Annotated in this window: 25 protein-coding genes; 12 read left to right on the forward strand and 13 right to left on the reverse strand. The window is 51.7% G+C overall.

The window, feature by feature from the left end:
• Positions 1-73: 73 nt before the first annotated feature.
• Positions 74-1,192: an N-acetylglucosamine-6-phosphate deacetylase gene (gene nagA / locus H6A12_RS07940; protein ID WP_204446647.1), complete on the forward strand. Its 1,119-nt coding sequence runs from the start codon at positions 74-76 to the stop codon at positions 1,190-1,192.
• 64 nt (positions 1,193-1,256) lie between these two features.
• Here nagA and nadC read toward each other — a convergent pair whose 3' ends face one another.
• Both nadC and nadB read right to left on the reverse strand, forming a co-directional pair.
• Positions 1,257-2,093: a carboxylating nicotinate-nucleotide diphosphorylase gene (gene nadC / locus H6A12_RS07945; protein WP_204446650.1), complete on the reverse strand. Its 837-nt coding sequence runs from the start codon at positions 2,091-2,093 to the stop codon at positions 1,257-1,259.
• Between the two features lie 13 nt (positions 2,094-2,106).
• Positions 2,107-3,567, reverse strand: a complete 1,461-nt coding sequence (nadB, locus tag H6A12_RS07950) for an L-aspartate oxidase (protein ID WP_204446652.1) — start codon at positions 3,565-3,567, stop codon at positions 2,107-2,109.
• A 372-nt stretch (positions 3,568-3,939) separates the two neighbouring features.
• On the opposite strand from nadB, the gene H6A12_RS07955 reads away from it, so the two are divergent.
• Genes H6A12_RS07955 through H6A12_RS07975 form a run of 5 tightly spaced genes read left to right on the forward strand, consistent with a single transcriptional unit; the run spans position 3,940 to position 9,244 of the window.
• Positions 3,940-4,995: a D-alanine--D-alanine ligase family protein gene (locus tag H6A12_RS07955; RefSeq protein WP_204446655.1), complete on the forward strand. Its 1,056-nt coding sequence runs from the start codon at positions 3,940-3,942 to the stop codon at positions 4,993-4,995.
• A gap of 15 nt (positions 4,996-5,010) precedes the next feature.
• Positions 5,011-5,829 (forward strand): glutamate racemase, encoded by an 819-nt coding sequence (gene murI / locus H6A12_RS07960; protein ID WP_204446658.1) that lies wholly within the window; start codon positions 5,011-5,013, stop codon positions 5,827-5,829.
• 21 nt (positions 5,830-5,850) lie between these two features.
• Positions 5,851-6,270, forward strand: a complete 420-nt coding sequence (locus H6A12_RS07965) for a DUF1934 domain-containing protein (RefSeq protein ID WP_204446660.1) — start codon at positions 5,851-5,853, stop codon at positions 6,268-6,270.
• Between the two features lie 13 nt (positions 6,271-6,283).
• Complete coding sequence (gene argS / locus H6A12_RS07970) at positions 6,284-7,978, forward strand: arginine--tRNA ligase (protein ID WP_204446663.1); 1,695 nt, start codon at positions 6,284-6,286, stop codon at positions 7,976-7,978.
• Between the two features lie 18 nt (positions 7,979-7,996).
• Complete coding sequence (locus H6A12_RS07975; RefSeq protein ID WP_204446664.1) at positions 7,997-9,244, forward strand: homocysteine S-methyltransferase family protein; 1,248 nt, start codon at positions 7,997-7,999, stop codon at positions 9,242-9,244.
• A 56-nt stretch (positions 9,245-9,300) separates the two neighbouring features.
• Here H6A12_RS07975 and H6A12_RS07980 read toward each other — a convergent pair whose 3' ends face one another.
• Positions 9,301-10,695, reverse strand: coding sequence for an MATE family efflux transporter (locus tag H6A12_RS07980; RefSeq protein WP_204446665.1), 1,395 nt, complete (start codon positions 10,693-10,695; stop codon positions 9,301-9,303).
• A gap of 180 nt (positions 10,696-10,875) precedes the next feature.
• Between H6A12_RS07980 and H6A12_RS07985 the strand changes: the two genes are divergently transcribed.
• Together H6A12_RS07985 and H6A12_RS07990 are read left to right on the forward strand one after the other, a co-directional pair.
• Complete coding sequence (locus H6A12_RS07985; RefSeq protein ID WP_204446666.1) at positions 10,876-11,757, forward strand: dipicolinate synthase subunit DpsA; 882 nt, start codon at positions 10,876-10,878, stop codon at positions 11,755-11,757.
• On the forward strand, positions 11,744-12,322 hold the full coding sequence (locus tag H6A12_RS07990) for a dipicolinate synthase subunit B (protein WP_204446667.1): 579 nt from the start codon (positions 11,744-11,746) through the stop codon (positions 12,320-12,322). The genes H6A12_RS07985 and H6A12_RS07990 overlap by 14 nt, the downstream gene beginning before the upstream one ends.
• Before the next feature lie 50 nt (positions 12,323-12,372).
• Here H6A12_RS07990 and H6A12_RS07995 read toward each other — a convergent pair whose 3' ends face one another.
• From H6A12_RS07995 to H6A12_RS08035, 9 genes are all read right to left on the reverse strand, one after another.
• Positions 12,373-12,603 carry an acyl carrier protein gene (locus H6A12_RS07995; protein WP_204446669.1) on the reverse strand — a complete coding sequence of 77 codons (231 nt, stop codon included), beginning with the start codon at positions 12,601-12,603 and terminating at the stop codon, positions 12,373-12,375.
• An 87-nt stretch (positions 12,604-12,690) separates the two neighbouring features.
• Complete coding sequence (locus H6A12_RS08000; protein WP_204446672.1) at positions 12,691-13,497, reverse strand: acetyl-CoA carboxylase carboxyltransferase subunit alpha; 807 nt, start codon at positions 13,495-13,497, stop codon at positions 12,691-12,693.
• The gene (gene accD, locus H6A12_RS08005) at positions 13,494-14,360 is read right to left on the reverse strand and encodes an acetyl-CoA carboxylase, carboxyltransferase subunit beta (protein ID WP_204446674.1); all 867 of its coding nucleotides are present in this window, start codon (positions 14,358-14,360) and stop codon (positions 13,494-13,496) included. Before accD ends, H6A12_RS08000 begins: the two co-directional genes overlap by 4 nt.
• 37 nt (positions 14,361-14,397) lie before the next feature.
• Positions 14,398-15,756 (reverse strand): acetyl-CoA carboxylase biotin carboxylase subunit, encoded by a 1,359-nt coding sequence (accC, locus tag H6A12_RS08010; protein ID WP_204446676.1) that lies wholly within the window; start codon positions 15,754-15,756, stop codon positions 14,398-14,400.
• Positions 15,757-15,771: 15 nt separating this feature from the next.
• Positions 15,772-16,203 carry a 3-hydroxyacyl-ACP dehydratase FabZ gene (fabZ, locus tag H6A12_RS08015; RefSeq protein WP_204446677.1) on the reverse strand — a complete coding sequence of 144 codons (432 nt, stop codon included), beginning with the start codon at positions 16,201-16,203 and terminating at the stop codon, positions 15,772-15,774.
• A gap of 13 nt (positions 16,204-16,216) precedes the next feature.
• Complete coding sequence (gene accB / locus H6A12_RS08020; protein WP_204446678.1) at positions 16,217-16,678, reverse strand: acetyl-CoA carboxylase biotin carboxyl carrier protein; 462 nt, start codon at positions 16,676-16,678, stop codon at positions 16,217-16,219.
• Positions 16,679-16,691: 13 nt separating this feature from the next.
• A complete protein-coding gene (gene fabF, locus H6A12_RS08025) occupies positions 16,692-17,927 on the reverse strand; it encodes a beta-ketoacyl-ACP synthase II (RefSeq protein ID WP_204446679.1) in 1,236 nt (411 codons plus the stop codon).
• A 33-nt stretch (positions 17,928-17,960) separates the two neighbouring features.
• A complete protein-coding gene (gene fabG, locus H6A12_RS08030; protein ID WP_204446680.1) occupies positions 17,961-18,704 on the reverse strand; it encodes a 3-oxoacyl-[acyl-carrier-protein] reductase in 744 nt (247 codons plus the stop codon).
• Positions 18,705-18,742: 38 nt separating this feature from the next.
• A complete protein-coding gene (locus H6A12_RS08035) occupies positions 18,743-19,735 on the reverse strand; it encodes a beta-ketoacyl-ACP synthase III (RefSeq protein ID WP_345941233.1) in 993 nt (330 codons plus the stop codon).
• Between the two features lie 238 nt (positions 19,736-19,973).
• Between H6A12_RS08035 and fabD the strand changes: the two genes are divergently transcribed.
• The 4 genes from fabD to H6A12_RS08055 are packed head-to-tail and all read left to right on the forward strand — an operon-like array spanning position 19,974 to position 22,839.
• Complete coding sequence (gene fabD, locus H6A12_RS08040; protein WP_204446682.1) at positions 19,974-20,894, forward strand: ACP S-malonyltransferase; 921 nt, start codon at positions 19,974-19,976, stop codon at positions 20,892-20,894.
• 24 nt (positions 20,895-20,918) lie between these two features.
• A complete protein-coding gene (locus H6A12_RS08045) occupies positions 20,919-21,887 on the forward strand; it encodes a DUF4434 domain-containing protein (protein WP_204446684.1) in 969 nt (322 codons plus the stop codon).
• A gap of 12 nt (positions 21,888-21,899) precedes the next feature.
• Positions 21,900-22,343, forward strand: a complete 444-nt coding sequence (locus H6A12_RS08050; RefSeq protein ID WP_204446685.1) for a DUF3795 domain-containing protein — start codon at positions 21,900-21,902, stop codon at positions 22,341-22,343.
• Between the two features lie 28 nt (positions 22,344-22,371).
• Entirely contained in the window at positions 22,372-22,839 is a 468-nt protein-coding gene (locus H6A12_RS08055) for a cupin domain-containing protein (RefSeq protein WP_204446686.1), read from the forward strand.
• Positions 22,840-22,904: 65 nt separating this feature from the next.
• Here H6A12_RS08055 and H6A12_RS08060 read toward each other — a convergent pair whose 3' ends face one another.
• Positions 22,905-23,165: a hypothetical protein gene (locus tag H6A12_RS08060; RefSeq protein WP_204446687.1), complete on the reverse strand. Its 261-nt coding sequence runs from the start codon at positions 23,163-23,165 to the stop codon at positions 22,905-22,907.
• Positions 23,166-23,206: the final 41 nt, after the last annotated feature.

The raw sequence follows: 23,206 nt of genomic DNA on the forward strand, positions 1-23,206 counted from the left end.
TACATTGCGATACAATAAAGGTATCGGCAGCGTGTTTTTTCTGCACGCTGCACAAAGGAAAGGAATGAGTACAATGATTTTTAAAAACGGTCTTGTGCTTGACAAAAGCTTCCGCTTTGTCAAAACAGACGTCGAAGTAAAAGACGGTAAAATCGTCAACATCGGCAATCTTGACGGCGACGATGTCGTCGATATCTCCGGCAAATATTTAATCCCGGGTCTTGTGGATATCCACACCCACGGATGCGGCGGCGCAGACGCTTGCGACGCAACCATGGAAGCATTCGACATCATGTCCGACACTCAAGGCAAAGCAGGCATCACCTCGTTCTGCGCAACCTCGATGACCGTGCCGGAAGAGCAGATCGAGCGCATTTTCAAAGTCGTCAAAGAATACCGTGCAGGCAAACCGAAACGTGCAGATGTCATCGGCATCAACATGGAAGGCCCGTTCTTCTGCGAGAGCAAAAAAGGCGCACAGCGTGCCGACTGCTTAAAACTGCCGGATGTGGCATTCTTCCGCCACATGAACGAGCTGTCCGGTAATGTTGTAAAACTCGTTGACCTTGCACCGGAGTTAGACGGCGCACTTGACTTCATCCGCGAAGTCAAAGACGAAGTCGAAATTTCGATCGGCCACACTGCCGCAAACTACGACGAGGCAATGGCTGCAATCCTGTGCGGCGCTTCGCACGTCACCCACCTGTACAACGCAATGAACGGTCTGACCCATCGTTCTCCGGGTGTCATTGGTGCAGCTTCCGACTCGAATGTCTTCACCGAGCTGATCTGCGACGGCATCCACATCGACGCACCGGCAATCCGTGCGGCATTCAAACTGATGAACGACCGCGTCTGCTTAATCTCCGACTCGATGAGCGCTTGCGGCATGCCGAACGGTGAATATGAGCTGGGCGGCCAGAAAGTCTTCATGAACGACAAAAAAGCAACGCTCGTTGACGGCACCATCGCAGGCTCTGCAACAAACCTCGCTGACTGCATGAGAAAAGCAGTGGAATTCGGCATTCCGCTCGAAACGGCGATCAAAGCCGCAACCTTCAACCCGGCAAAATCGATCCGCATGGAAAAACAGATCGGCAGCATCGACGTAAACCTCGACGCAGACTTAATCGTCATGAACAAAGACCTCGAATTCGAGCAGATCTACTTCAAAGGCGTTTTGGCTGACTGATAAAAACACATGAAAAAAGCTCCGCTTTCAAAAGCGGAGCTTTTTTATTCTTCTGTTTTGTTTCTCACATCATGCGCATCGAGATATCAAAGCATTTGACCGAGTGTGTCAGTGCGCCGAGCGAAATGATATCCACGCCGCATTCTGCAACATCACGGATGTTTTCGAGTGTCACGTTGCCGGATGCTTCGAGCAGTGCGGCACCGTTTGTACGGCGGACAGCCTCTTTCATCGTGTCATAGTCCATGTTGTCGAGCATGATGACATCCGCGCCGGCACGCAGTGCCTCATCAAGCTCCTCAAGTGTACGGGTTTCCACTTCAATTTTGACCATGTGGCCGATTTTTTTGCGCAGTGCCGCCACGGCATTCGTGAGCGAGCCGTATGCGTCGATATGATTGTCTTTGAGCATTGCGCCGTCGCTTAAATTATAGCGATGGTTTTTGCCGCCGCCGCAGACGACCGCATATTTTTGCAGTGCACGCAGACCCGGCAGTGTTTTGCGGGTATCGGTAATGCTTGCGCGTGTACCCTTCACCAATTCCACACAGCGGGAGGTCATTGTCGCAATACCGCTCATGTGCTGCAATAAATTGAGCGCTGTGCGCTCGCCTTTTAAGAGCACGCGTGTTTTTCCGTGGATTTCCGCGATGATATCGCCCTTTTTGACCGGTTCGCCGTCTTTTACATAAACCGTAAACGTTGTGGTGTCGTCAAGCAGTGTGAACACACGCAGTGCCACATCAAGTCCGGCAAGCATACCGTCGTCTTTTGCCACAAATTTTGCGGCAGAACAGTCCGTTTCAGGAATTAAATAGTCGGTTGTCACATCGACATAGTTGATATCCTCCGTGATGGCACGGCGAATTACATCGTCAACATAAAATTGCGGCAGTGTCATAGCCGGTTCCTCCTTATTCTTCGATCAGTTCTTTCAAGATGATATATGCCACATATGCAAGGCTTCTCGCCTCCACATAGTCGCGTGTCAGATGATAGCCCGGACGGTCAAGCTCGTTTTTGATCTCCTCCACCCGTTTTACGCCCTCTTTTGCCGCCGCAAAGTCAGGTGCAACAAAGTACGCATGCTGCATGATGGCGCGGATCTCTGTGCGGAATCCGTGCGGAAGTTCACGCTCAGGCAGTACAGGCGAGAATTCGAAATCATCAAACTGCGCCGGTGTACGAAGCGCTTGTTCGTTGATGACCGATGCTGCACGACGGGAGAACACGACGGCTTCAAGCAAGGAGTTGCTTGCCAGCCGGTTTGCACCGTGCACACCGGTATGCGAGCATTCACCGCATGCAAACAGTCCCGGAATCGTTGTCTGCGAATCGGAATCGACTTGAATGCCGCCCATCAGATAATGCTGACATGGGAACACCGGAATCCGGTCGGTCGTCATGTCGATGCCCTCTTTTTTCAAGTTTTCATAGATCAGCGGGAAGCGATTGCGAATAAAATCGGGATCTTTATATGTAATATCAAGGTAAAAGTGGTCGGAGCCGGTACGTTTTGCCTCCTCCATGATCGAACGCGACACCACATCACGCGGCGCAAGCTCCAAGCGCTCGTCATACTCATGCATAAAGCGATTGCCGTGACAGTTTAACAGGTAAGCGCCCTCGCCGCGTACGCTCTCGGAAATCAGAAAGCTTTCGCGCGTTTTACGGTTTGCAAATGCCGTCGGATGGAACTGCACAAAGTGCAGATTTTTGATCGGCACGCCCATGCGGTATGCGAGCGTAATGCCGTCGCCTGTTGCGATTGCGGAGTTTGTCGTGTATTCATACACACGTCCGATACCGCCCGACGCAATGATAAAAAAGCGCGAATGAAGTGTGACCTGCTCGCCTGAAGGAAGCAGGACGAGCGCGTGGAATGTGTGTTCCGTTTTCTTCAGTTCACACACCACCGCATCCGAAAGCAGCGTGATGTTTTCCCGCTCATGCACTTTTACAAGAAGTGCGTCCACAATCGCTTTGCCGGTGCAGTCCTTGTGATGGAGAATGCGCGGGCGGGTGTGACCGCCTTCAAGCGTGAGGTTCGGCGTACCGTCCTCGTTTAAATCGAAGTCCACACCGAGTTTTGCAAGGTTCATGACATCCGCCGGACCCTCTGTGGTGAGAATCTCCACCGCCCTGCGGTCGTTGCGGAATCCGCCGGCAACCAATGTATCGTTGATATGTTTTTGCACACTGTCGTTTTTCGTGTCGGTCACTGCGGCAATACCGCCCTGTGCCAGACTCGAGTTGCTGAGCGTCTCACTCTGTTTTGTGAGTACAAGCACGCGCAGCCGCTTGTCGAGATTCAGCGCGCCATACAATCCGGCTGCACCGCCTCCCATGATAATCACGTCAAACTGTTTCTCCAAAAGACCCACTTCCTCATTGTTTCACGTAAAAAAGATGAATACATCTGTTTAACTTATAAAAAGTTATACTTATTTTAGTATAACACGGATTTTACAAAAAAGAAAGATATTCTGCGCTGTTTTCGCGCATGACACCCCCCTTTTTTCGATATGTATATAACATCGCATACCGTTTCTTTACCCATCGCCGATGCAAACAGGAGCTTTCTGTTTCATCCGAATCATCCTTCTGACCGCTTTATTGGAATCACAGCACTTCTTTTTTGAAAAAGCCCTGTTTTACGGCACTTTTGCGTTGTTTCGTGTTGCGAAAAAAGCGAAAACATGGTATGATTAATTTTGATTAAAATTTAGACAGGATGGCGTTTTGATATGACCAAAAAAATGAGTCTTGGACTGGTTTTCGGCGGCGCATCGAGCGAATATGAAGTTTCGCTGTTGTCCGTCACGTCCGTACTGAATCAAATTGACCGCGAAAAATATGACATTCACCGCATCGGCATCACAAAAGATGGCGCGATGTTTTACTATACCGGCGAAGACAGCCGCATTGCCGAAAACAAATGGCAGGGCGAGGGCTGTGTTCCGTGTGTACTGAGCCCTGACCGCACACATCACGGCATTCTGGTGCTTGAGGGCACACCGCGCGTAATCCGTTTGGACTGCGTATTCCCCGTACTCCACGGCAAAAACGGCGAAGACGGCACCATTCAGGGTCTTCTGACCATGGCAGGCATTCCGTTTGTCGGCTGCGGCACACTCGCAAGCGCTGCGTGCATGGATAAAGTCACCACGCACACCATGCTCGACAAAGCCGGTGTTCTGGGTGCAAAATGGCGCTCGGTCACACAACATGAATACGCGCGCGACAACGACGCATTCTTAAACGAAGTCGAGCATGCACTTGGCTATCCGTGCTTTGTCAAACCGGCAAACGCAGGTTCGTCTGTCGGTATCACAAAAGCACATGACCGCGCCGAACTTACTGACGCAATGACACTCGCACTGTCGCACGACAGCAAAGTGATTGTCGAAGAGATGATCACCGGTCTTGAGGTCGAATGCGCTGTACTTGGAAACGAGGAGCCGATCGCATCGTGCATCGGCGAGATCGCACCGTCGAACGAATTTTACGACTATAACGCAAAATATTTGGACGGCAAAAGTGTGACTTACATCCCTGCTCGCATCGGTGAAAAGGAATCGGAAGAAATCCGCCGCATTGCCGCACACGCATACACCATCATGGGCTGCCGCGGATTCTCCCGTGTCGACTTCTTCCTGTGTGAAAACGGCGAGATTCTCTTAAACGAGATCAATACCATCCCGGGATTTACAAGCATCAGCATGTATCCGCAGCTGTTTATTGAAAGCGGCATTCCCTACAGCGAGCTGATCGATCGTCTGATCGGTTATGCAATGGAATAAAAAGGAGCGAACTCAATGAATGACAGCCGCCCCATCGGCGTGTTTGACTCAGGACTCGGCGGACTCACCGCCGTGCGCGCACTGCAAACCCTGCTGCCAAACGAACATATCGTCTATTTCGGCGACACCGGCCGCGTTCCTTACGGTACGAGAAGCCGCGAAACGGTCCGCAAATATGCAAGACAGGATATGCGGTTTTTGCTCTCGCATGAGGTCAAAATGGTGATTGCCGCCTGCAACACGGTGAGCGCAAGCGTGTCGGACGACGATCTTTCCCTGCTCCATGTGCCGTTCATCGAAGTGCTCACACCGGCGGCGCGCCGTGCGGTATCATGCACCAAAAACAAAAAAGTGGCGCTGATTGGCACGCCTGCAACCGTCAAAAGCGGTGCATATGAGCGCGCCATTCATGCGCTGAATCCGGATATTACGCTCACACCGGTTGCTTGTCCGCTGTTTGTGCCGCTTGTCGAAAACGGCTTCACCGCAGACGACGATCCTGTCACAACGCTCGTGGCACAAAAATATCTGGCACCCGTCATTGAAAGCGGCGCAGATACGCTGATTTTAGGCTGCACGCACTACCCGATTTTAAAAGGGGTGCTCCGACGTGTGCTCGGCGATTCGGTAACGCTCATCGACTCGGGCAAAGAGGCCGCCAAACAGGCAAAAAGCTGTTTGATGCAAAACGGCCTGCTTGCAGCTGATACACAGACCGGTGAAACGCAGTATTATGTGAGCGACAGCGCAGAGAGCTTTGCGATGCTGGCAGAGCCGATCATCGGCGAATCGGTTGCAGACTGCGCCACCCAGATCGACATCGACACCTATTAACAAAACGAAAAGGACGTATTCATGAAAAAAGAGGTATTCATCAGCATTCGCGGTGTCCAGCACATCGGCGAAGAGGAAGACGTCACCGAGCTGTTTACACAGGGTACTTTTTACCACAAAAACGGCAGTTTCTATATCGCCTACGAGGAAAGCGAAACGACCGGTTTTGCGGGAAGCCGCACAACCTTGAAAGTCGATCCGAAAGGACGCATTACTCTGTTTCGAAACGGCGCAGTGCGTTCACACCTCATCATTATGCCGGGTGAACGCAACATCGGCCACTACGGCATGGCAGAAGGCGATCTGATGATCGGCGTCAGTGCAAAAGCGGTCGATTCCACACTGACCGAACACGGCGGCGATCTGCATTTTTCATACAGCTTGGACGTCAATTCCTCGCTGTTAAGCGAAAACGAAGTATTTATCAATATCAAGGAATAATCAGGAGGACTTTATGAACAACCCTATTGCACAGGCAAAAGCACAAATCCGCGAACTGCTCTTAGGCGCACTCGGCCGCTTGACCGCTGCCGGCACATTCGAGGCGGTTCCTGTTCCGGACTTCACCGTCGAAATCCCGGCTGATCCGAAAAACGGCGACTTTGCCGCAAACCTCGCAATGGTTTCGGCAAAAGCATTCCACATGGCACCGCGCAAAATTGCAGAGGCGATTGCCTCGGAAATGAACATGACCGGCACCATGTTTGACCGCATGGAGATCGCAGGCCCGGGCTTTTTGAACTTTTATTTAAACGACCGCTTCTATGCGGACGTTCTGCGCGAGATTGAATCCGCAGGCAAAGACTACGGCCGCACCGATTTCGGCAAGAAAAAACGCGTCATGGTCGAATTTGTATCGGCAAACCCGACCGGTCCGATGCACATCGGCAACGCACGCGGCGGCGCAATCGGCGACAGCTTGGCTTCCGTGCTCGACTGGGCAGGTTATGATGTCACCAGAGAATTTTATGTAAACGATGCCGGCAACCAGATCAATAAATTCGGCCTGTCGCTCTCTGTGCGCTATCAGCAGGTGTTTAAAGGCGAAGATGCAGTGGAACTCCCGGCAGACGCATATCAGGGCAAAGATATCTTGGAGCACGCAAAGAAATTCGCAGAGATCTACGGCGACAAATATCTTGACTGCGACGAGGAAACCCGCCGTGCCGCACTTGTAAACTACGCGCTCCCGCTCAACATCGAAGCGCTCAAAAACGACCTCGCAAAATACCGCATTTTCTATGATGTATGGTTCTTGGAGAGTACTTTGCACGAATCGGGTGAAGTCATGAAATCGGTGGAGCGTCTGACCGAAAACGGCTACACCTACGAAAAAGACGGCACCATTTTCTACAAAGCAACCGCATTCGGCGCAGAAAAAGACGACGTGCTCGTCCGTGCAAACGGTGTGCCGACCTATTTTGCGGCTGACATCGCATATCACTACAACAAATTCGCTGTCCGCGGCTTTGATAAAGTCATCAACATCTGGGGCGCTGACCACCACGGCCACGTTGCACGTTTGAAAGGTGCAATGGATGCCATCGGCTTGGACGGCAACAAACTCGATATCGTGCTGATGCAGCTTGTCAAGCTGATGCGTGACGGCCAGCCGGTCAAAGTCAGCAAACGTACCGGCAAATCGATCACCCTCGTCGACCTGCTCGAAGAAGTGCCGATCGATGCAGCACGTTTCTTCTTTAACCTGCGTGAGGCAAATTCGCAGATGGACTTTGACTTGGATCTCGCAGTGGAAGAAAGCTCGAAAAACCCGGTTTACTACGTCCAGTACGCACACGCACGTATCTGCAGCATTCTGCGCACACTCGAAAGCGAATCGATCACACCGAAAGCGATGTGCGAAAACGATCTGTCCGTGCTTTCGGCCGATGAGGAAAAAATGCTCATTCGTTTCCTCGCAAAACTGCCACAGGAGATCATCGATGCTGCAAACGACTACGATCCGGCACGCATCACCCGCTATGCGATCGACCTCGCAACACTGTTCCACAAATTCTACAATGCATGCCGCGTCAAATGCGGCGACGACTGCACCATGCACGCACGTTTGGCGCTCTGTGTGGCAGTCAAAACCGTCCTCGGCAACGTGCTCTCTCTGTTAAAGATTGATGCACCGGAGTCGATGTAATCAGAGAAAGGATGTATCATGCAAGACGATATTCCCCGACCGTATACGATTTTGGACGGCGCGGCAGCAACCAATCTGTTTGCCGCCGGAATGCCGCGCGAAGGTGTGCTCTATGAAGAGTGGATTCTCTCCCACAAGGAGGTTCTGCTCTCACTGCAGACTGATTTTGTAAATGCCGGCGCTTCTGTTTTATACACGCCGACACTCACCGCAAACGAAGCGTCGCTGATTCGCCGCGGTGTCGAAGAGCCGGATGTGGACAGCTTAAACAAATCGCTTGCCGCGCTGACGATCACTGCGGCAGCAGGCAAAGCGAAGGTTGCAGGCTGTTTGGGTCCGACAGGACTCGCGCTCGCGCCGGCAGGCGAAACCGAATTTGACGAGCTGTGCCAGATTTATGCCGAGCAGGCAGGCGCACTCGACGAAGCCGGTGTCGATCTGTTTGTGATTGAAACGATGGTGTCTGTTCCGGAAGCGCGTGCCGCTGTGCTCGCCTGCCGCAAATACAAAAAGCCGGTCATGGTAAGCATGGCGTTAAACGATGACGGTGAACTGATTTCCGGCGGTGATCCGCTCGCGTGTCTGATTTCGATGCAGGCACTCGGTGTGGATGCATTCGGTTTTAACTGCGGAAAAAGCCCGGCTGTCATGGAAGAAGCACTGCGCGCCATCGCACCGTATGCTTCCGTACCGCTTTTGGCAAAACCAAGCGCAGGTGAACCAAATCCGATATTGCCGAATCAATATGAGATTTCACCTGTGATGCTTGCAAAGGCATGCGAGAAACTCATGGATGCAGGTGCGTCGATTGTCGGCGGCTGCTGCGGCACAACACCTGCGCACATTCGCGCGATTACCGAAATGACAAAGACATATGAGAAAAAGCCGCTCCCCAAGCTCACCACCGAGCAGGAAAACGACATCTGGCTTACAAATGACCGCGCACTGTTTGCGCTTGACGAAGAACGTATTGAATTCACTTCACCGATCGACTGCGGCTATGATATGTCAGACGACTTTCTGGCAGCAGAAGACGACAGCTATGACGTCATGCTGATTCGCGTGGAAACACCGGATGAGGCGCTTGATTTCGCGCACAATGCGCCGTTTGCGGCACTGCCGGTCTGTTTTCAGTCGGATGATCCGGAGGCGCTGAGCCGCGCCTTGTTTTTATATAACGGCCGTGCAATGGTCGATTCCAACTGTGAATTGGAAGATGCACAGCTGCAAAAAATCGCCGCACGTTACGGTGCATTTGTCTACTGATTCAATTTTCAACAAACGAAAAAACCGCTCGTGGAAAATTCCACGAGCGGTTTTGTTTATTCCACAACTTTTTTGCTGCACCATGCGTCTCCGCGGAACCGAATCCGGAATGCAACCGTTTTTACAAGCCATTCGAGTCCCATTGAAATCCACACGCCGTAAATGCCCAGTCCGCACCAGATCGCCAGCGCATAACCTGAAAAGACGCGCACCGCCCACATACATACAAGCGAAGTCACCGATGTATACGTTGCATCGCCTGCCGCACGCAGTGTGTTCGGCATAACGTTTGCGCCGGACCATACAAACGGCATGAACGCACAGCCAATCCACATCACCTGATAAATCGTCGGCAGCGTTTCCGGCTGCGGTGCATACAGCGAAAGCAGAAGCGGCATCAGCGGCATCAAAATTACAACGGAAAGTGTACAAATCGTATTGCCGAGCCACTCCATACGGCTGCCGTACCGTCTCGCAAGCGCCACTTCACCCGCACCGATACATTGTCCGACAATCGTGAGTGAAACGGTGCTCACCGCAAAGCCGCATGCATAAATCAGGCTGAACGCACTGCTTGCAATCGCATTGGCTGCCACCGCAATGCCGCCGAGCTGTACCAAATAGGACTGCACGATGATGTTGCCGCCGTTATAAAACGCCTGCTCCATCGCAACAGGCACACCCATGCGTGCAATCGTAATCATGAGCTTCGGGTTCACCTTTAAAATATCACGTACACGCACCTGCATGATGCCGCGCTTTGTCATGAGCAGATAAAGCGCAATCATTCCACCGATAAACCGGGCTAAGATGTACGAAAGAACGGTGCCCCAAATATCAAGATGCAGAATATTCAACAGCAGAATACTCAGCAGAAAATGCACCACGTTGATCATAATCGTAAGCCACAAACATGTTTTCGACGCACCGACACCGCGCAGTGCCGCAAACGCTGCACTGTAAAATGCAAACGGAATCATCGAAATGCCCATACCGGACAGAAATTCCACGCACTTTCCTTTGACCGCCGCTTCCGCCGAACCAAACAGCCATGAAATAATCGGCTCTGCAAAGAAAAAGCAGCAAAGCCCGACAATCAGCGCCACAATAAACGTAGCGAGCGTCGCCTGACCTGCGGCCTGACGCACTTTTTCCGGGTCGTTTTTGCCCTTATACTGTGCGACAACAACCGTACCGCCGGACGCGACCGCACCGAACAGCGCCATTGCCAAAAAGATAATCGGATTGACAAGACTCACCGCCGAAACGGAGTCCTGGCTTGATGCACTGACCATTGAAACGGTCACCATACTGATAAAATAGACGAAAAACTGGTCTAAAATGACCGGACCTAATATTTTAAAAAACTCCTTGCTTGTAAACATGGAGCTGCCGAACTGACGCTCTAAAAAACCGCCGATTTTGACTGCGGCAGCATTCTTCTTTTTCATATCGATATTCCCCTCTTGATTGCCCTCTTTTAACTGCATTATATCTGTTTTGTTGCGTCTTGTAAAGAGATTTTACTTTTAAATCACAGACGAAGATTTCGGCGGGAACATTTGCGGATTTTCTTTCATAGGATATTACGCCGTATCGCTGTTTGTTTGTTGTGAAGGAGTGATGTACCCATGAACAGCACACGCATCCTCATTGCCGGCGGCGATCTGCGGCAGGCATATCTGGCAGACGTTCTCTGCCGCACCTGTGCGGTAGAGACGATCGGGCTTGATAAAATCCCAAACCCGCCGGGCCCTCTGCCGGAAACCGCACTTGCCGCACTTGCCGCACCGGATTATCTGATGCTTCCCGTCCCTGCCATGTCGGATGACACGTACTTAAACACCCCGTTTTCCGCAAAGCGTATCCCGATTGACGAGGTGCTTGACTGTGCCTCTGCACAAACCGTCATTCTCGGCGGAAAAATCAGCGGCACGCTTGCCCAAAAGCTGAAAGAGCGCAATCTTTCATTCATCGACTACATGGAATGGGAGCCGCTTGCCGTCAAAAACGCTTCGGTGACCGCAGAAGCCGCCGTTCAAATCGCCATGGAGGAGCTTCCTGTCGCGATTGAAGGTCTGCCGGTTCTGATTATCGGTTACGGACGAATCGGCAGGCTTTTGCTGCGCAAATTCTCCGCACTCGGCGCATCGTGTATTGTCGCAGCACGTTCGCCGGCCGCACGCGCATGGAGCGAAATGGAAGGCGCATTTTCCTGCGACATGACAGCACTGATTGACGGTGTGGAACGCAGCCGGCTCATCATCAACACCGTTCCTGTCTGTCTGCTCACAAAGGACATTCTCGCCCATGCCAGAGAGGACTGTCTGCTCATTGACCTTGCCTCCAAACCGGGCGGTATTGACCAGGCAGCAGCCGGCGCATTCGGTCTGCACACCATCTGGGCGCTGTCGCTTCCCGGAAAGGTTGCGCCTGCAACTGCCGCCGATATTTTGGCAAAAACCATTTTTGAAATTGATGCCGAGAGGAGGAATGGTCATGGCACGCTGTAAACTCGGATTTGCAATCACCGGTTCATTTTGCACGATTCGTCAAAATCTCGACTTGATGCGCGCACTTTCGGCGGATTATGATATTCTGCCGATTTTTTCATACCACGCCGCCTCGCTCGACACTCGATTCGGAAAAGCCGCCGATTTTATAAAAGAAGCCGAGGAAATCGCCGGCAAAAAAGCCATCTGCACAATTCCCGAAGCAGAACCGATCGGACCAAAGCACCTGACCGATTTGATGCTCGTTTCCCCTTGCACCGGAAACACGCTCGCAAAGCTGGCGCTCTCCATCACCGATACACCGGTGACTATGGCGGTCAAATCGCATCTGCGCGGTAAAAAACCGGTTGTCATTGCCGTTTCGACAAACGACGCCATTGCGGGTTCCGCAAAAAATATCGGCGTGCTCACAAACCTAAAGCACTATTTCTTTGTACCGCTACGGCAGGATGATTATGAAAAAAAGCCGGCATCACTTGTTGCCGACTTTTCACGTGTAAACGAAACTCTGTCAGCGGCAAGCAAGCACATGCAGGTGGAACCGCTGTTTCTGCCGCCGCTGTAATATTCTTTTTATGGAAAAAACGCCCGCAATGCGGGCGTTTCTTTGTGCTCTTATTCAGCGTTCTCTTCGATGTATTTGACGATATCACCGACGAGTTTGATGTTCTGAAGCTGATCGTCCGGAACCTCAACATCGAATTCTTCTTCGATCGACATAACGATATCCGCAACGTCCAGAGAATCTGCACCCAGATCTTCTGTGATCGACGCTTCCATTGTAACTTTCTCTTCTTCTACATCAAGTTGGTCAACCAGAATCTCTTTGATTTTCTCAAAAACCATGAAACGTAACCTCCTTTATTTTTTGATAGTGTTTATATCACGCACAGATCAAACGATCGACGCGTAACATACAAGAAATTGGAAAAATCAAGCCTCTTCGAATTCCCCGATTTTTCTAAATTTATTATATCGGCTGTCGAGCAGGATTGCAACATCTTTTTGCATAATTTTTTGCAATGTGCGGTAAAGATATTCGGAAATGTTCTCTGCCGTCTGCTGCGGATTGTTATGCGCACCGCCGGCAGGCTCCTCAATCGTCGCCTCGCTTACACCAAGTTCTAAAAGATCCTGTGCCGTAATCCGCAGACGATCTGCCGCCTCTTTTTCGCGGGAAGCATCTTTCCAGAGAATACTTGCAAATCCACGCGGCGAAATGACCGAATACACGGCATTTTCGAGCATTGCAAGTTCGTCGCACACGCCGAGCGCCAGCGCACCGCCCGAACCGCCTTCGCCCAGCACAATCGAAATGATCGGTGTTTTTAAACGCGAAAACTCGAGCAGATTGCGGGCAATCGCCTCGCCCTGACCGCGCTCTTCTGCCGCCACGCCGCAGAATGCACCCGGTGTGTCGATAAAGCAGACGACCGGACGTTTGAATTTCTCAGCCTGTTTTGCAAGACGAAGCGCTTTTCGATATCCTTCCGGATGCGGCATCGCAAAGTTTGCGCGTTTATTTTCCTCCAAGTTGCGGCCTTTGACCTGTGCAATCACGGTGATCGGAATGCCGCGGAAATTCGCAATACCGCCGATGATTGCGTGATCGTCGCCGTACAAACGGTCGCCGTGCATCTCGCAGAACTCATCAAACAGCATCGGGATATAATCATAAATTGTCGGACGATCCTTGTGACGGATGATCTCAATCCGTTCCGAAGCAGAAAGTGTACTCATCGGTTGGCCTCCTTTGTATGCAGCCGAATCAGCCGCGATAAGGTACGGCGGATGTTCTTGCGCTCAACGATCATATCGACAAAGCCGTGCTCCAGCAGAAATTCTGCCGACTGGAAGTCATCAGGCAGACGCTGACGAATCGTATCCTCGATGACACGACGGCCCGCAAAGCCAATCAATACTTTCGGTTCAGCGATGATGATATCGCCTAGCGACGCAAACGAAGCGGTCACGCCGCCGGTGGTCGGATCGGTGAGCACCGTGATATACAAAAGACCTGCATCGCTGTGACGTGCAACAGCCGCCGACGTTTTTGCCATCTGCATGAGCGACACAATACCCTCCTGCATTCTCGCACCGCCCGATGCCGAGAACACCACGACCGGAAGCCGTTTTTCGGTGGCACGCTCAAACGCACGCGCCAGCTTTTCACCGACGACACTGCCCATTGATGCCATCATGAAGTGCGAGTCCATCACGGCAATGACGCAGTGCTTGTTGCGGATGTTGCACTCGCCGGTCAGAATTGCATCGCGCAGTCCTGTTTTTTCCTGAAGCTGTGCGATTTTTTTCTCGTACCCGTCAAAATCAATCGGGTTTTTGCTCGTCATGTTCGCGTCGTACTCGACAAACGTCCCTTTGTCGATCGTCATGTCAAGCCGCTCTTTCGCAGTCAAACGCGAATGATAGCCGCAGTTTGAACACACCTTTGCCGCACCGACAAAATCGTCCATAAACATTGCGCTGCCGCAGCGCGGACACTGAAACAGCAAATCGCGCGGAATATTCACCTTGTTTTTCTTTTCCGCACGGGCATCGTTTTCCGCACGAAATTTTACTACCTTGAATAAATCTTCAAGCAACCCGGTCGCCTCCTGTCAATCCGCACGGGTGTGCGTGTTATTGTTTGTCTGCTTTTGCTTTTAATTTTCTGCCCAGATAGCCGATGTCGTAGTTTGCCGAAGCAAAGTTCGGATCACGCAGCAAATCAAGCTGAAAATCAATGTTCGTATCGACGCCCTCAACCAAAAATTCGGCAAGCGCCCATTTCATTTTGCTGATCGCCTCTTCGCGGTTCGGCGCATACACAATCAGCTTTGCAATCATACTATCATAATACGGCGAAATCGTAAAGCCCTGATACACAGCGCTGTCGATGCGCACGCCCGGGCCGCCCGGCATATGAAGCGCGGTGATCTTGCCCGGAGACGGACGGAATCCGAAATCCGGATTCTCCGCATTGATGCGGCATTCGATCGAATGGCCGGTCAGATGCACATCATCCTGTGTAAACGAAAGCGGCTCGCCCGATGCAATCAGAATCTGCTGACGCACCAGATCAATGCCGGTCACCTGCTCGGTAATCGGATGCTCGACCTGAATACGGGTGTTCATCTCCATGAAATAGAAGTTGCCGTCCTCCGCAAGCAAAAATTCGATCGTACCGGCGTTTTTATAGCCGCATGCTTTTGCCGCTTTGACCGCTGCTTCACCCATTTTTGCGCGAAGTTCCGGCGTCATGATCGGACACGGCGATTCCTCAAGCACCTTCTGGTTTCTTCTCTGCATCGAGCAGTCACGCTCGCCCAAATGCACCACATTGCCGTATCCGTCGGCCAAGATCTGAATCTCGACATGGCGCGGATTGACAATAAATTTTTCGATATATACCTCATCGTTTGCAAAAAACGACAGTGCTTCCTGCTGTGCCTGAATCATCGACGGCTCAAGCTCTTCCTCACGGTTTACAAGCCGGATACCGCGTCCGCCGCCGCCTGCCGATGCTTTGATCATCACCGGATAGCCGATTTCTGCGGCGATTTTTTTCGCTTCCTCAACGGTTTTGACAATACCGTCGGAGCCCGGGACAACCGGAACGCCTGCATTTTTCATCGTCTGTTTTGCGGTTGCCTTGTCACCCATCATATCCATCGATTCCGCACTCGGACCGATGAATGCGACGCCGCAGCGCTCACAGTTTCTTGCAAACGCCGAGTTTTCCGACAAAAAGCCGAATCCCGGATGAACGGCATTCGCACCAGTTAATTCACATGCCGCCAGAATCGCTTTGACGTTTAAGTAGCTGTCCTTTGTGGCAGCGGGACCGATGCAGATCGCCTCATCGGCAATCTGCGCGTGCAGTGCACCGCGGTCAGCCTCTGAAAACACTGCCACCGTGCGTACACCGAGCTCACGGCATGCACGAATAATCCGAACCGCAATCTCGCCGCGGTTCGCAATCAGAATTTTATCAAACATGGCAGCTCCCCCGCATCACGCGCCGATGGCAAACGTGATTTCACAGGTGACTGCGCGTTTTCCGTCAACCGAAGCGGTTGCTTTGCCGACACCGATGCTGCCGCGTGTTTTGATGATCTCCACTTCGAGTGTGAGCGTATCGCCCGGAACCACTTTTTTGCGGAATTTTGCTTTGTCGATGCCTGCAAAATAAGCGATTTTGCCTTTGTTCTCCGGCAGGGAAAGTGCGCACACAGCGCCTGCCTGTGCAAGCATTTCAACCGTCAGCACACCCGGCTGTACCGGCTCCTGCGGGAAATGACCTTTAAACCAGAACTCGTCCGGTTTTAAATATTTTTTCGCCACAACACGAACGCCCGGCTCCATCTCAACGACCTCGTCGATGAGCAAAAACGGATCGCGGTGCGGAATAATCTCTTTGATCTGTTCCTGATTCAACAATGCCATCGCACATTCCTCCTTATTCCACAATCAGAATCGGCTGATGGAATTCGACGCCCTGGCCGTCCTCCACCAGAATTTTTGTGACAACGCCGTCAACCTCGCTGTTGACCTCGTTCATGAGTTTCATCGACTCGATGATAAACAGCACGTCGCCTTTTTTGACCGTATCGCCCACTTTGACAAACGGCTCTTTGTCCGGCGCCGGTTTCGAATAAAACGTACCGACGATCGGCGAGAGAACCGGTGTGCCGGACACTTCTTCCTCAGTGTTGGCTGCCGGCTGTACCGGTGCTGCTGTCGGTGCAGCAGAGAGCACCACCGGCGCTGCCTGCTCGGAAGCGGCAACGACAACCGGCTGTTTGCCCTCGATTTTCAACGAAAAGCCGTCCTGCTGGATGCTTACTTTCTGAAGTCCCAGGCGGGATGCTTCTGCCATGAGCGCTTTGATTTCCTCTACATTCAGTTTAAGCTCTGCCATAGTGCCGCTCCTTTTAATCTTCGTATTTTTTAAACAGCAAGCTTGCATTGTGGCCGCCGAAGCCGAGTGAGTTCGAGATCGCATAGTGAATCTCTTTTTCGCGGGTTCCCTCGGTCACATAGTCAAGGTCGCATTCCTCATCCGGCGTTTTGTAGCCGATTGTTGCCGGAATGACACCTTCCTCGAGCGCTTTTGCACAGACAATCGCTTCGATTGCGCCTGCCGCACCCAGGAGGTGACCGGTCATCGACTTCGTGGAGCTGACTGCCAGCTCTTTTGCATGGTCGCCGAATGCTGCTTTGATTGCTTTTGTTTCGTATTTATCGTTTAATCCGGTCGAGGTGCCGTGTGCGTTGATATAGTCGACACAGTCGGTCGAAACGCCTGCTTCCTCACATGCAAGCTGCATTGCTTTTGCAGCGCCTGCACCTTCCGGATCCGGGCTTGTCATATGATATGCGTCGCCTGTTGCACCGTAGCCAACGACTTCCGCATAGATTCTCGCACCTCTTGCCTTTGCATGCTCGAGCTCCTCAAGCACTAGGATCGCGCCGCCCTCGCCCATAACGAAGCCGTCACGCTCTTTATCGAACGGAATCGATGCACGCGCCGGATCAGACGCATGGCTGAGTGCTTTCATGTTGTCGAATCCTGCAACAGCAAATTCGATGATTGCTGCTTCCGAGCCGCCGGTGACGCAAGCGTCCAAATATCCGTTGCGGATTGCGCGGAATGCCTCGCCCACTGCGTGCGAAGAAGTTGCACATGCGGTGACCGGCGCATAGTTGATGCCTTTAAAGCCGTATTTCATCGAGATGCTGCCGGCTGCCATGTTGATAATCATCATCGGCACAAAGAACACCGACACACGGCTGCCGCCTTTTTCCATGAATTTGCGGTATTCCGTTTCGATCGAATGGAAGCCGCCGATGCCGCTGCCGACGATGCAGCCGACACGGAACGGATCAAGATCTTTAAAATCGGTGCCGCAGTCTTTGACTGCCTCATCCGCAGCCACAAGCGCAAACTGATTGAACCGGTCGGTACGGCGCAGTTCACGTTTATCAAAATAGTTGAGCGGATCAAAGTTTTTTGCCTCTGCCGCCACTTTGACATCATAGTTCGATGTATCAAATCCCTCGATTAACGAGATGCCGCTTTTTCCGGCTTTGATATTTGCCCAAAACTCTTCCACAGTCAAACCGGTTGCACTGACTGTGCCCATTCCTGTAATGACTACTCTTCTCATTGCATTCAAACCTCCAGCCAAACTGCTGTTTTCTTACATCGGCATACCGCCGTCGATCACGATAACCTGTCCGGTGATATAGGACGCATCCTCAGACACCAAGAACGATACGGCACCTGCGATTTCCTCCGGCTGACCGAAACGGCGCAGCGGAATCTGCTCTTTGATTGCTTTTTTGTATTCTTCGTCGAGCACGTCGGTCATCGGGGTCTGGATAAAGCCCGGTGCAACGGCGTTTACTGTAATATTTCTCGGACCCAGCTCTTTTGCGGCGGTCAGCGTCATGCCGACAACGCCTGCTTTCGACGCACTGTAATTCATCTGGCCTGCATTGCCGTAAAGACCTGCAACGCTTGTGACGTTGACGATGCGGCCGCTTCTCTGTTTCATCATGACCGGTGTGACGTGGCGGATCATGTTGAACACGCCTTTGTAGTTGACGCTTGCAACGATGTCAAACTGCTCCTCGCTCATGCGGGCAATCAGACCGTCTTTTGTGATGCCTGCGTTGTTGACAAGAACGTCAACCGAGCCAAACCGAGCTTTCACTGCTTTGACCATCTCTTCGCATGCAGCAAAGTCCGAAACGCTTGCAATGAAGCACTCAGCCTCAACACCCAGCGCCTCACACGCTGCTTTGACCTCGAGGCCGCCGTTTTCTACTTCTGCCTGCGAACGGCAGTTGACTGCAATGTTAAATCCGTCTGCTGCAAGCCGTTTTGCGATGCAGGCACCGATGCCCTGCGATGCACCTGTAATAAGCGCTGTTTTTCTCATCTTGAATCTCTCCTGTTCTTTGTTTATCTGTACGCCTTTTACCATTCAAATACTGCTGCTGCGTACACAAGACCGCCGCCGAAGCCGACAGTGCACAGCTTTTGTCCGCGGACAAGCTTGCCTTCACGCTGTGCAAGTGCCATACAAACCGGGATGCACGCGCTCGACATATTGCCGTAGTCCGCGATATTCATATAAAATTTCGAGAGCGGCACTTTTAAGTTTTTCGCCGCCGTTTCCAAAATACGGGCGTTTGCCTGATGGGAAAAGACCCAGTCCAGTTCGTCCGGATCAATGTTTGCTTTCTCGCACGCCGCTTTCACCGCTGACGGCATTGCACGCGTTGCAAATTTATAAACCTCGCGGCCGTCCTGGTGAAGCTTGTGCGGTGCGGCTTTTGCAAATCCGTCCGATTCCGGGTTAAACGGCTCTTTCGAAAACGGGTTGCCCGGTTCAACGCCGCGGGCAAACAAAAATTTGTTGCCGGACGGATCGGAGCCTAATTCACTCACAAACGGGTCGTCCGATTTTGTCACAACGCAAGCACCTGCGCCGTCGCCGAACAGCACACATGTCGAGCGATCCTCATAGTCGGTCATTTTGGAAAGAAGCTCGCTTGACACAATCAAAACATTGCGGTAATCGTCGTCGCTTAAATACCGTTTTGCCATATCGAGTGCATACACAAAGCCGGCGCACGCGCTGTTAATTTCAACACATGCCGGTTTTTTTGCGCCCAGCTCGTTTGCAACCATGCAGGCAAGCGACGGCGTTAAATAATCCGGGGTGCAGGTGGTTCCAATCACCAGGTCAATCTCGTCGATCGAAATGCCGGCATCATTAAGCGCCATCTGCGCCGCACGCGCTCCTATCTGATAGCCGAGTGTCTGACCGGTTGCAATGTGGCGGGTTTTAATACCGGTGCGCGTTGTAATCCACTCGTCATTTGTATCGACAATCTTGGCAAAATCCTCGTTTGTTACAATCGTTTCCGGCACATCATATCCCGTTCCAATGATTCGAATGCCCACACTGTTCTCCTCCTTCAAGATTCTTTTTGAAAATCAATTGACACCGGTTGCAATCCGCTTTTTGGCTGTGGTATACTTTTTTAAAGACAAGCAAAATTGCCGTTTTTGTGTCAATGTTATCTTTATAATTTTAAAGGTTTTTGCAGCCTTTGTCAATGTGAATCCAGATAAAATTTGACATTCTCATTCGTTTGTGTTGTATTATGATTAAATTTTTTATGAAGGAGACGTTTTTCTTATGGAAAAGACTTGTTTTTTATTTGCAGGACAGGGTTCCCAGTATCCGGGCATGGGCGCGGAGCTCGCTGCCCGTTTTCCTGCTGCAAACGAAATTTTTAACGTTGGAAGCGAGATTTTGAGCTTTGACTTATTAAAAGCCTGCACCGAATATTCTGCTGAAGAGCTCGCAAAAACCGAGATCTCCCAGCCTGCAATCATGGCGACTTCACTTGCCGCACTTGAAGCGGTCAAATCGCTTGGCATCTCTCCGGACATGGTCGCCGGCCACTCGCTCGGCGAATATGCCGCAATGACAGCGGCCGGCATGCTCACACTTGAGGACGCATTCCGTGTCATCCGCGAACGTGCACGCGCCATGGGCGAATGTGCAAAACATCAAAACGGTGCAATGTGCGCCGTACTCGGCCTTACTGCTGAGGAAATCACTGCTGTCTGTGAACAGACCGAAGGCTTTGTCATTCCGGTCAACTACAACTCCCCGGCACAGACTGTCATCGCCGGTGAAGCAGACGCGGTTGACCGTGCAATCGAAACATTCACCGCAATGGGCAAACGCACCGCAAAACTCGCTGTCAGCGCAGCGTTCCATTCAAAATTTATGCAGCCGGCAGCCGACGACTTCAAAGCTGCCATCGCATCGATTCCGTTCTCTGCACCGAAGATCGACTTTTATTCAAACCTCACCGGCGAACTGCTGACTGACACGTCCGATATGCCGTCCTACCTGGCAGCACATCTTGTTTCTCCGGTGCAGTTTGTCAAAGAATTAAACACAATCCAAGCAGCGGGTGCCACCCGCTTTATCGAATGCGGCCCGAACAAAGTGCTCACCGGCTTGGTGCGCAAAACGCTCACTGGTGTCGCTTATGCAAACGTCGAAAACGACAAGACGCTCGATAAGCTGGCGGCTTCGCTGTAAAATGCGATGAAAAAGAAGGGGATTATGATGAGAAAACAAATCACCGGCTCCTGGTTTGAATTCTGCCACCACAACCGTTTAGAAGGCAAATACTTAAACCCGGTCTGCCGCCGGTGGACAGAGGAACAGTGGCGCACAAAGCTCCGCGAAATGGCAGAGCTTGGCATGCGCTATCTTGTCCTTACGTTCACTTCCTTAAAAGACGATGATTTTTCCGAATCATATTTTGAAGACGGGCCGTTCCCGTTTCCGTCGGACTTTGTATGCAGTGATCCGATCGGTGTGATGCTTGACGAAGCGGATCGGTTAGACATGCGTGTGTTCATGTCCGTCGGATTTTACGGCATCTGGACGCATACAGAAGAAAACATGACGAGCGAAGCTGTAACAAAACGGGCATTTGATGCTATGCGTACGCTCTATCAGCGATACGGTGCGCATCCGTCGTTTTACGGCTGGTATTATCCGGACGAAACGTGCATTGACCCGTATTTTTCGGACGAATTCATCGACTATGTAAACCGCTACAGTGCATTTGCGCGCACACTTTCGCCTGCACTCAAGACGATGATTGCGCCGTACGGCATCTGCCGGCTTCACGCAGACGAACACTATGTCGAGCAGCTTGCTTCGCTCGATGTAGATATCATCGCGTATCAGGATGAGGTCGGTGTGCAGAAAACGACACCCGAACAGACCGGTGCCTTTTATGCCGCACTGCGCAAGGCACACGACAAGGCAGGACGCGCCGCACTCTGGGCGGATGTTGAGCTGTTTGCATTCGAAGGCGCAGTCTATCAATCGGCACTGATTCCGGCGAACATCGACCGCCTGACGCGCCAGATTGACGCAATCTGCGATTATGTAGGCGAAATTCTCGTATATGAGTACATCGGCATCATGAACAAGCCGGGTACGATCGCCTGCGCCGGTCATCCCGACTCTGTTTCGTATTATGAGGACTACAAGAAAGCAATTTCCGAAAACGCATAGGAGGAATACGCGATGCAAACGCTCTGCCAAACGGACTGCTGCACGCAGTGTGTGAAACAAGCAGAATGCGGCGGCTGTATCAAAACGAACGGACATCCGTTCGGCGGGACGTGCATTGCCGCTGAATGTGTCGCACGCGGCGGGATGGCGGAGTTATCGTGCTTAAAGCAACAGCTCATCGATGAAATCAACACACTCGGGCTCCCGCATCTGCACGTGGATACGCTCCATCTGCCCAGTGGCGGGTATGTGAATCTCTCCTATCCGCTCCCGAATCAGACAGCGGTACCGTTTCTTACGGAGAACCGCGTCTACTTTGGAAATCAGATCGAGCGTCCCGACAGTGAGCGGTGTTACGGCGTGGTTTGCGACGAAACGTTTTTGCTCGTGAGTGAGTACGGATGCGGCGGCGCTGACCCACAGCTTCTGCTTTATAAGAAGCGGTCGATCAGCTGAATCTTTTGCACGGAGGGAGAAAAAACATATGAGCGAAATCAAGCATGCCAACATCAAAGTGTTGGAAGCCAGCCATAAATGCGAGCACGAAGACTATGAATACGATCGGCGCAAATTTGTGCCCTTTGGTGATGCCAAACATACGCTTGTCAGTGTTTATGAAGTCCCGCCGATGAAATCGCCCTATCCGTATCACTACCATCATAAAAACGAGGAAACCTTTTATATCATCAGCGGAGAAGGGATTTTAAAAACACCCACCGGTGAGCGAAACGTTACAGCGGGTGATTTCCTGTTCTTTCCGACCGGCCCGGAAGGCGCCCACAAGCTGACCAACTGCTCTAAAACAGAGAAACTCGTTTATATCGATTTCGATGTGGTTCATGATATCGATATTGCAGTCTACCCTGATTCCGACAAAATCGGCGTTTGGGGCATGGGAATTAACAAAGTCTACCCGCAATCCGCCGATGTCCCATATTACGACGGAGAATAAACTTTCATTCTTACAGCAAAAAGAACCCCCGTCTGACCGGAGTTCCGGTCAGGCGGGGGTTTCGTTTATTCTGATTTGTCCGGCGATTCATTTTTCACCGGCTCAACATAGACAAATTTGTGGCAATGCGGACAGCGCAGTACTTTGCCCTCAACCGCATTCGTGGAAACAATCATTTTTAGTAGCATCGGCCGAAACGAAGTGCCGCACTCCGGGCAGGTAAAGTGCTGTGTACGGTAAAACCGGACAAGCACCACAGCCGCCCAGACGAGTGCAAGCAAAAGCACCACAAGCGCACCGATCAGAATTTTTTCTTCGATTGGCATACGTTCGCCTCTTTTCACAATACAAACTGTAATATCAAACG

Origin of the sequence: Merdimmobilis hominis (genome assembly GCF_016901855.1) — a bacterium.
Lineage (GTDB): Bacteria > Bacillota > Clostridia > Oscillospirales > Ruminococcaceae > Paludihabitans.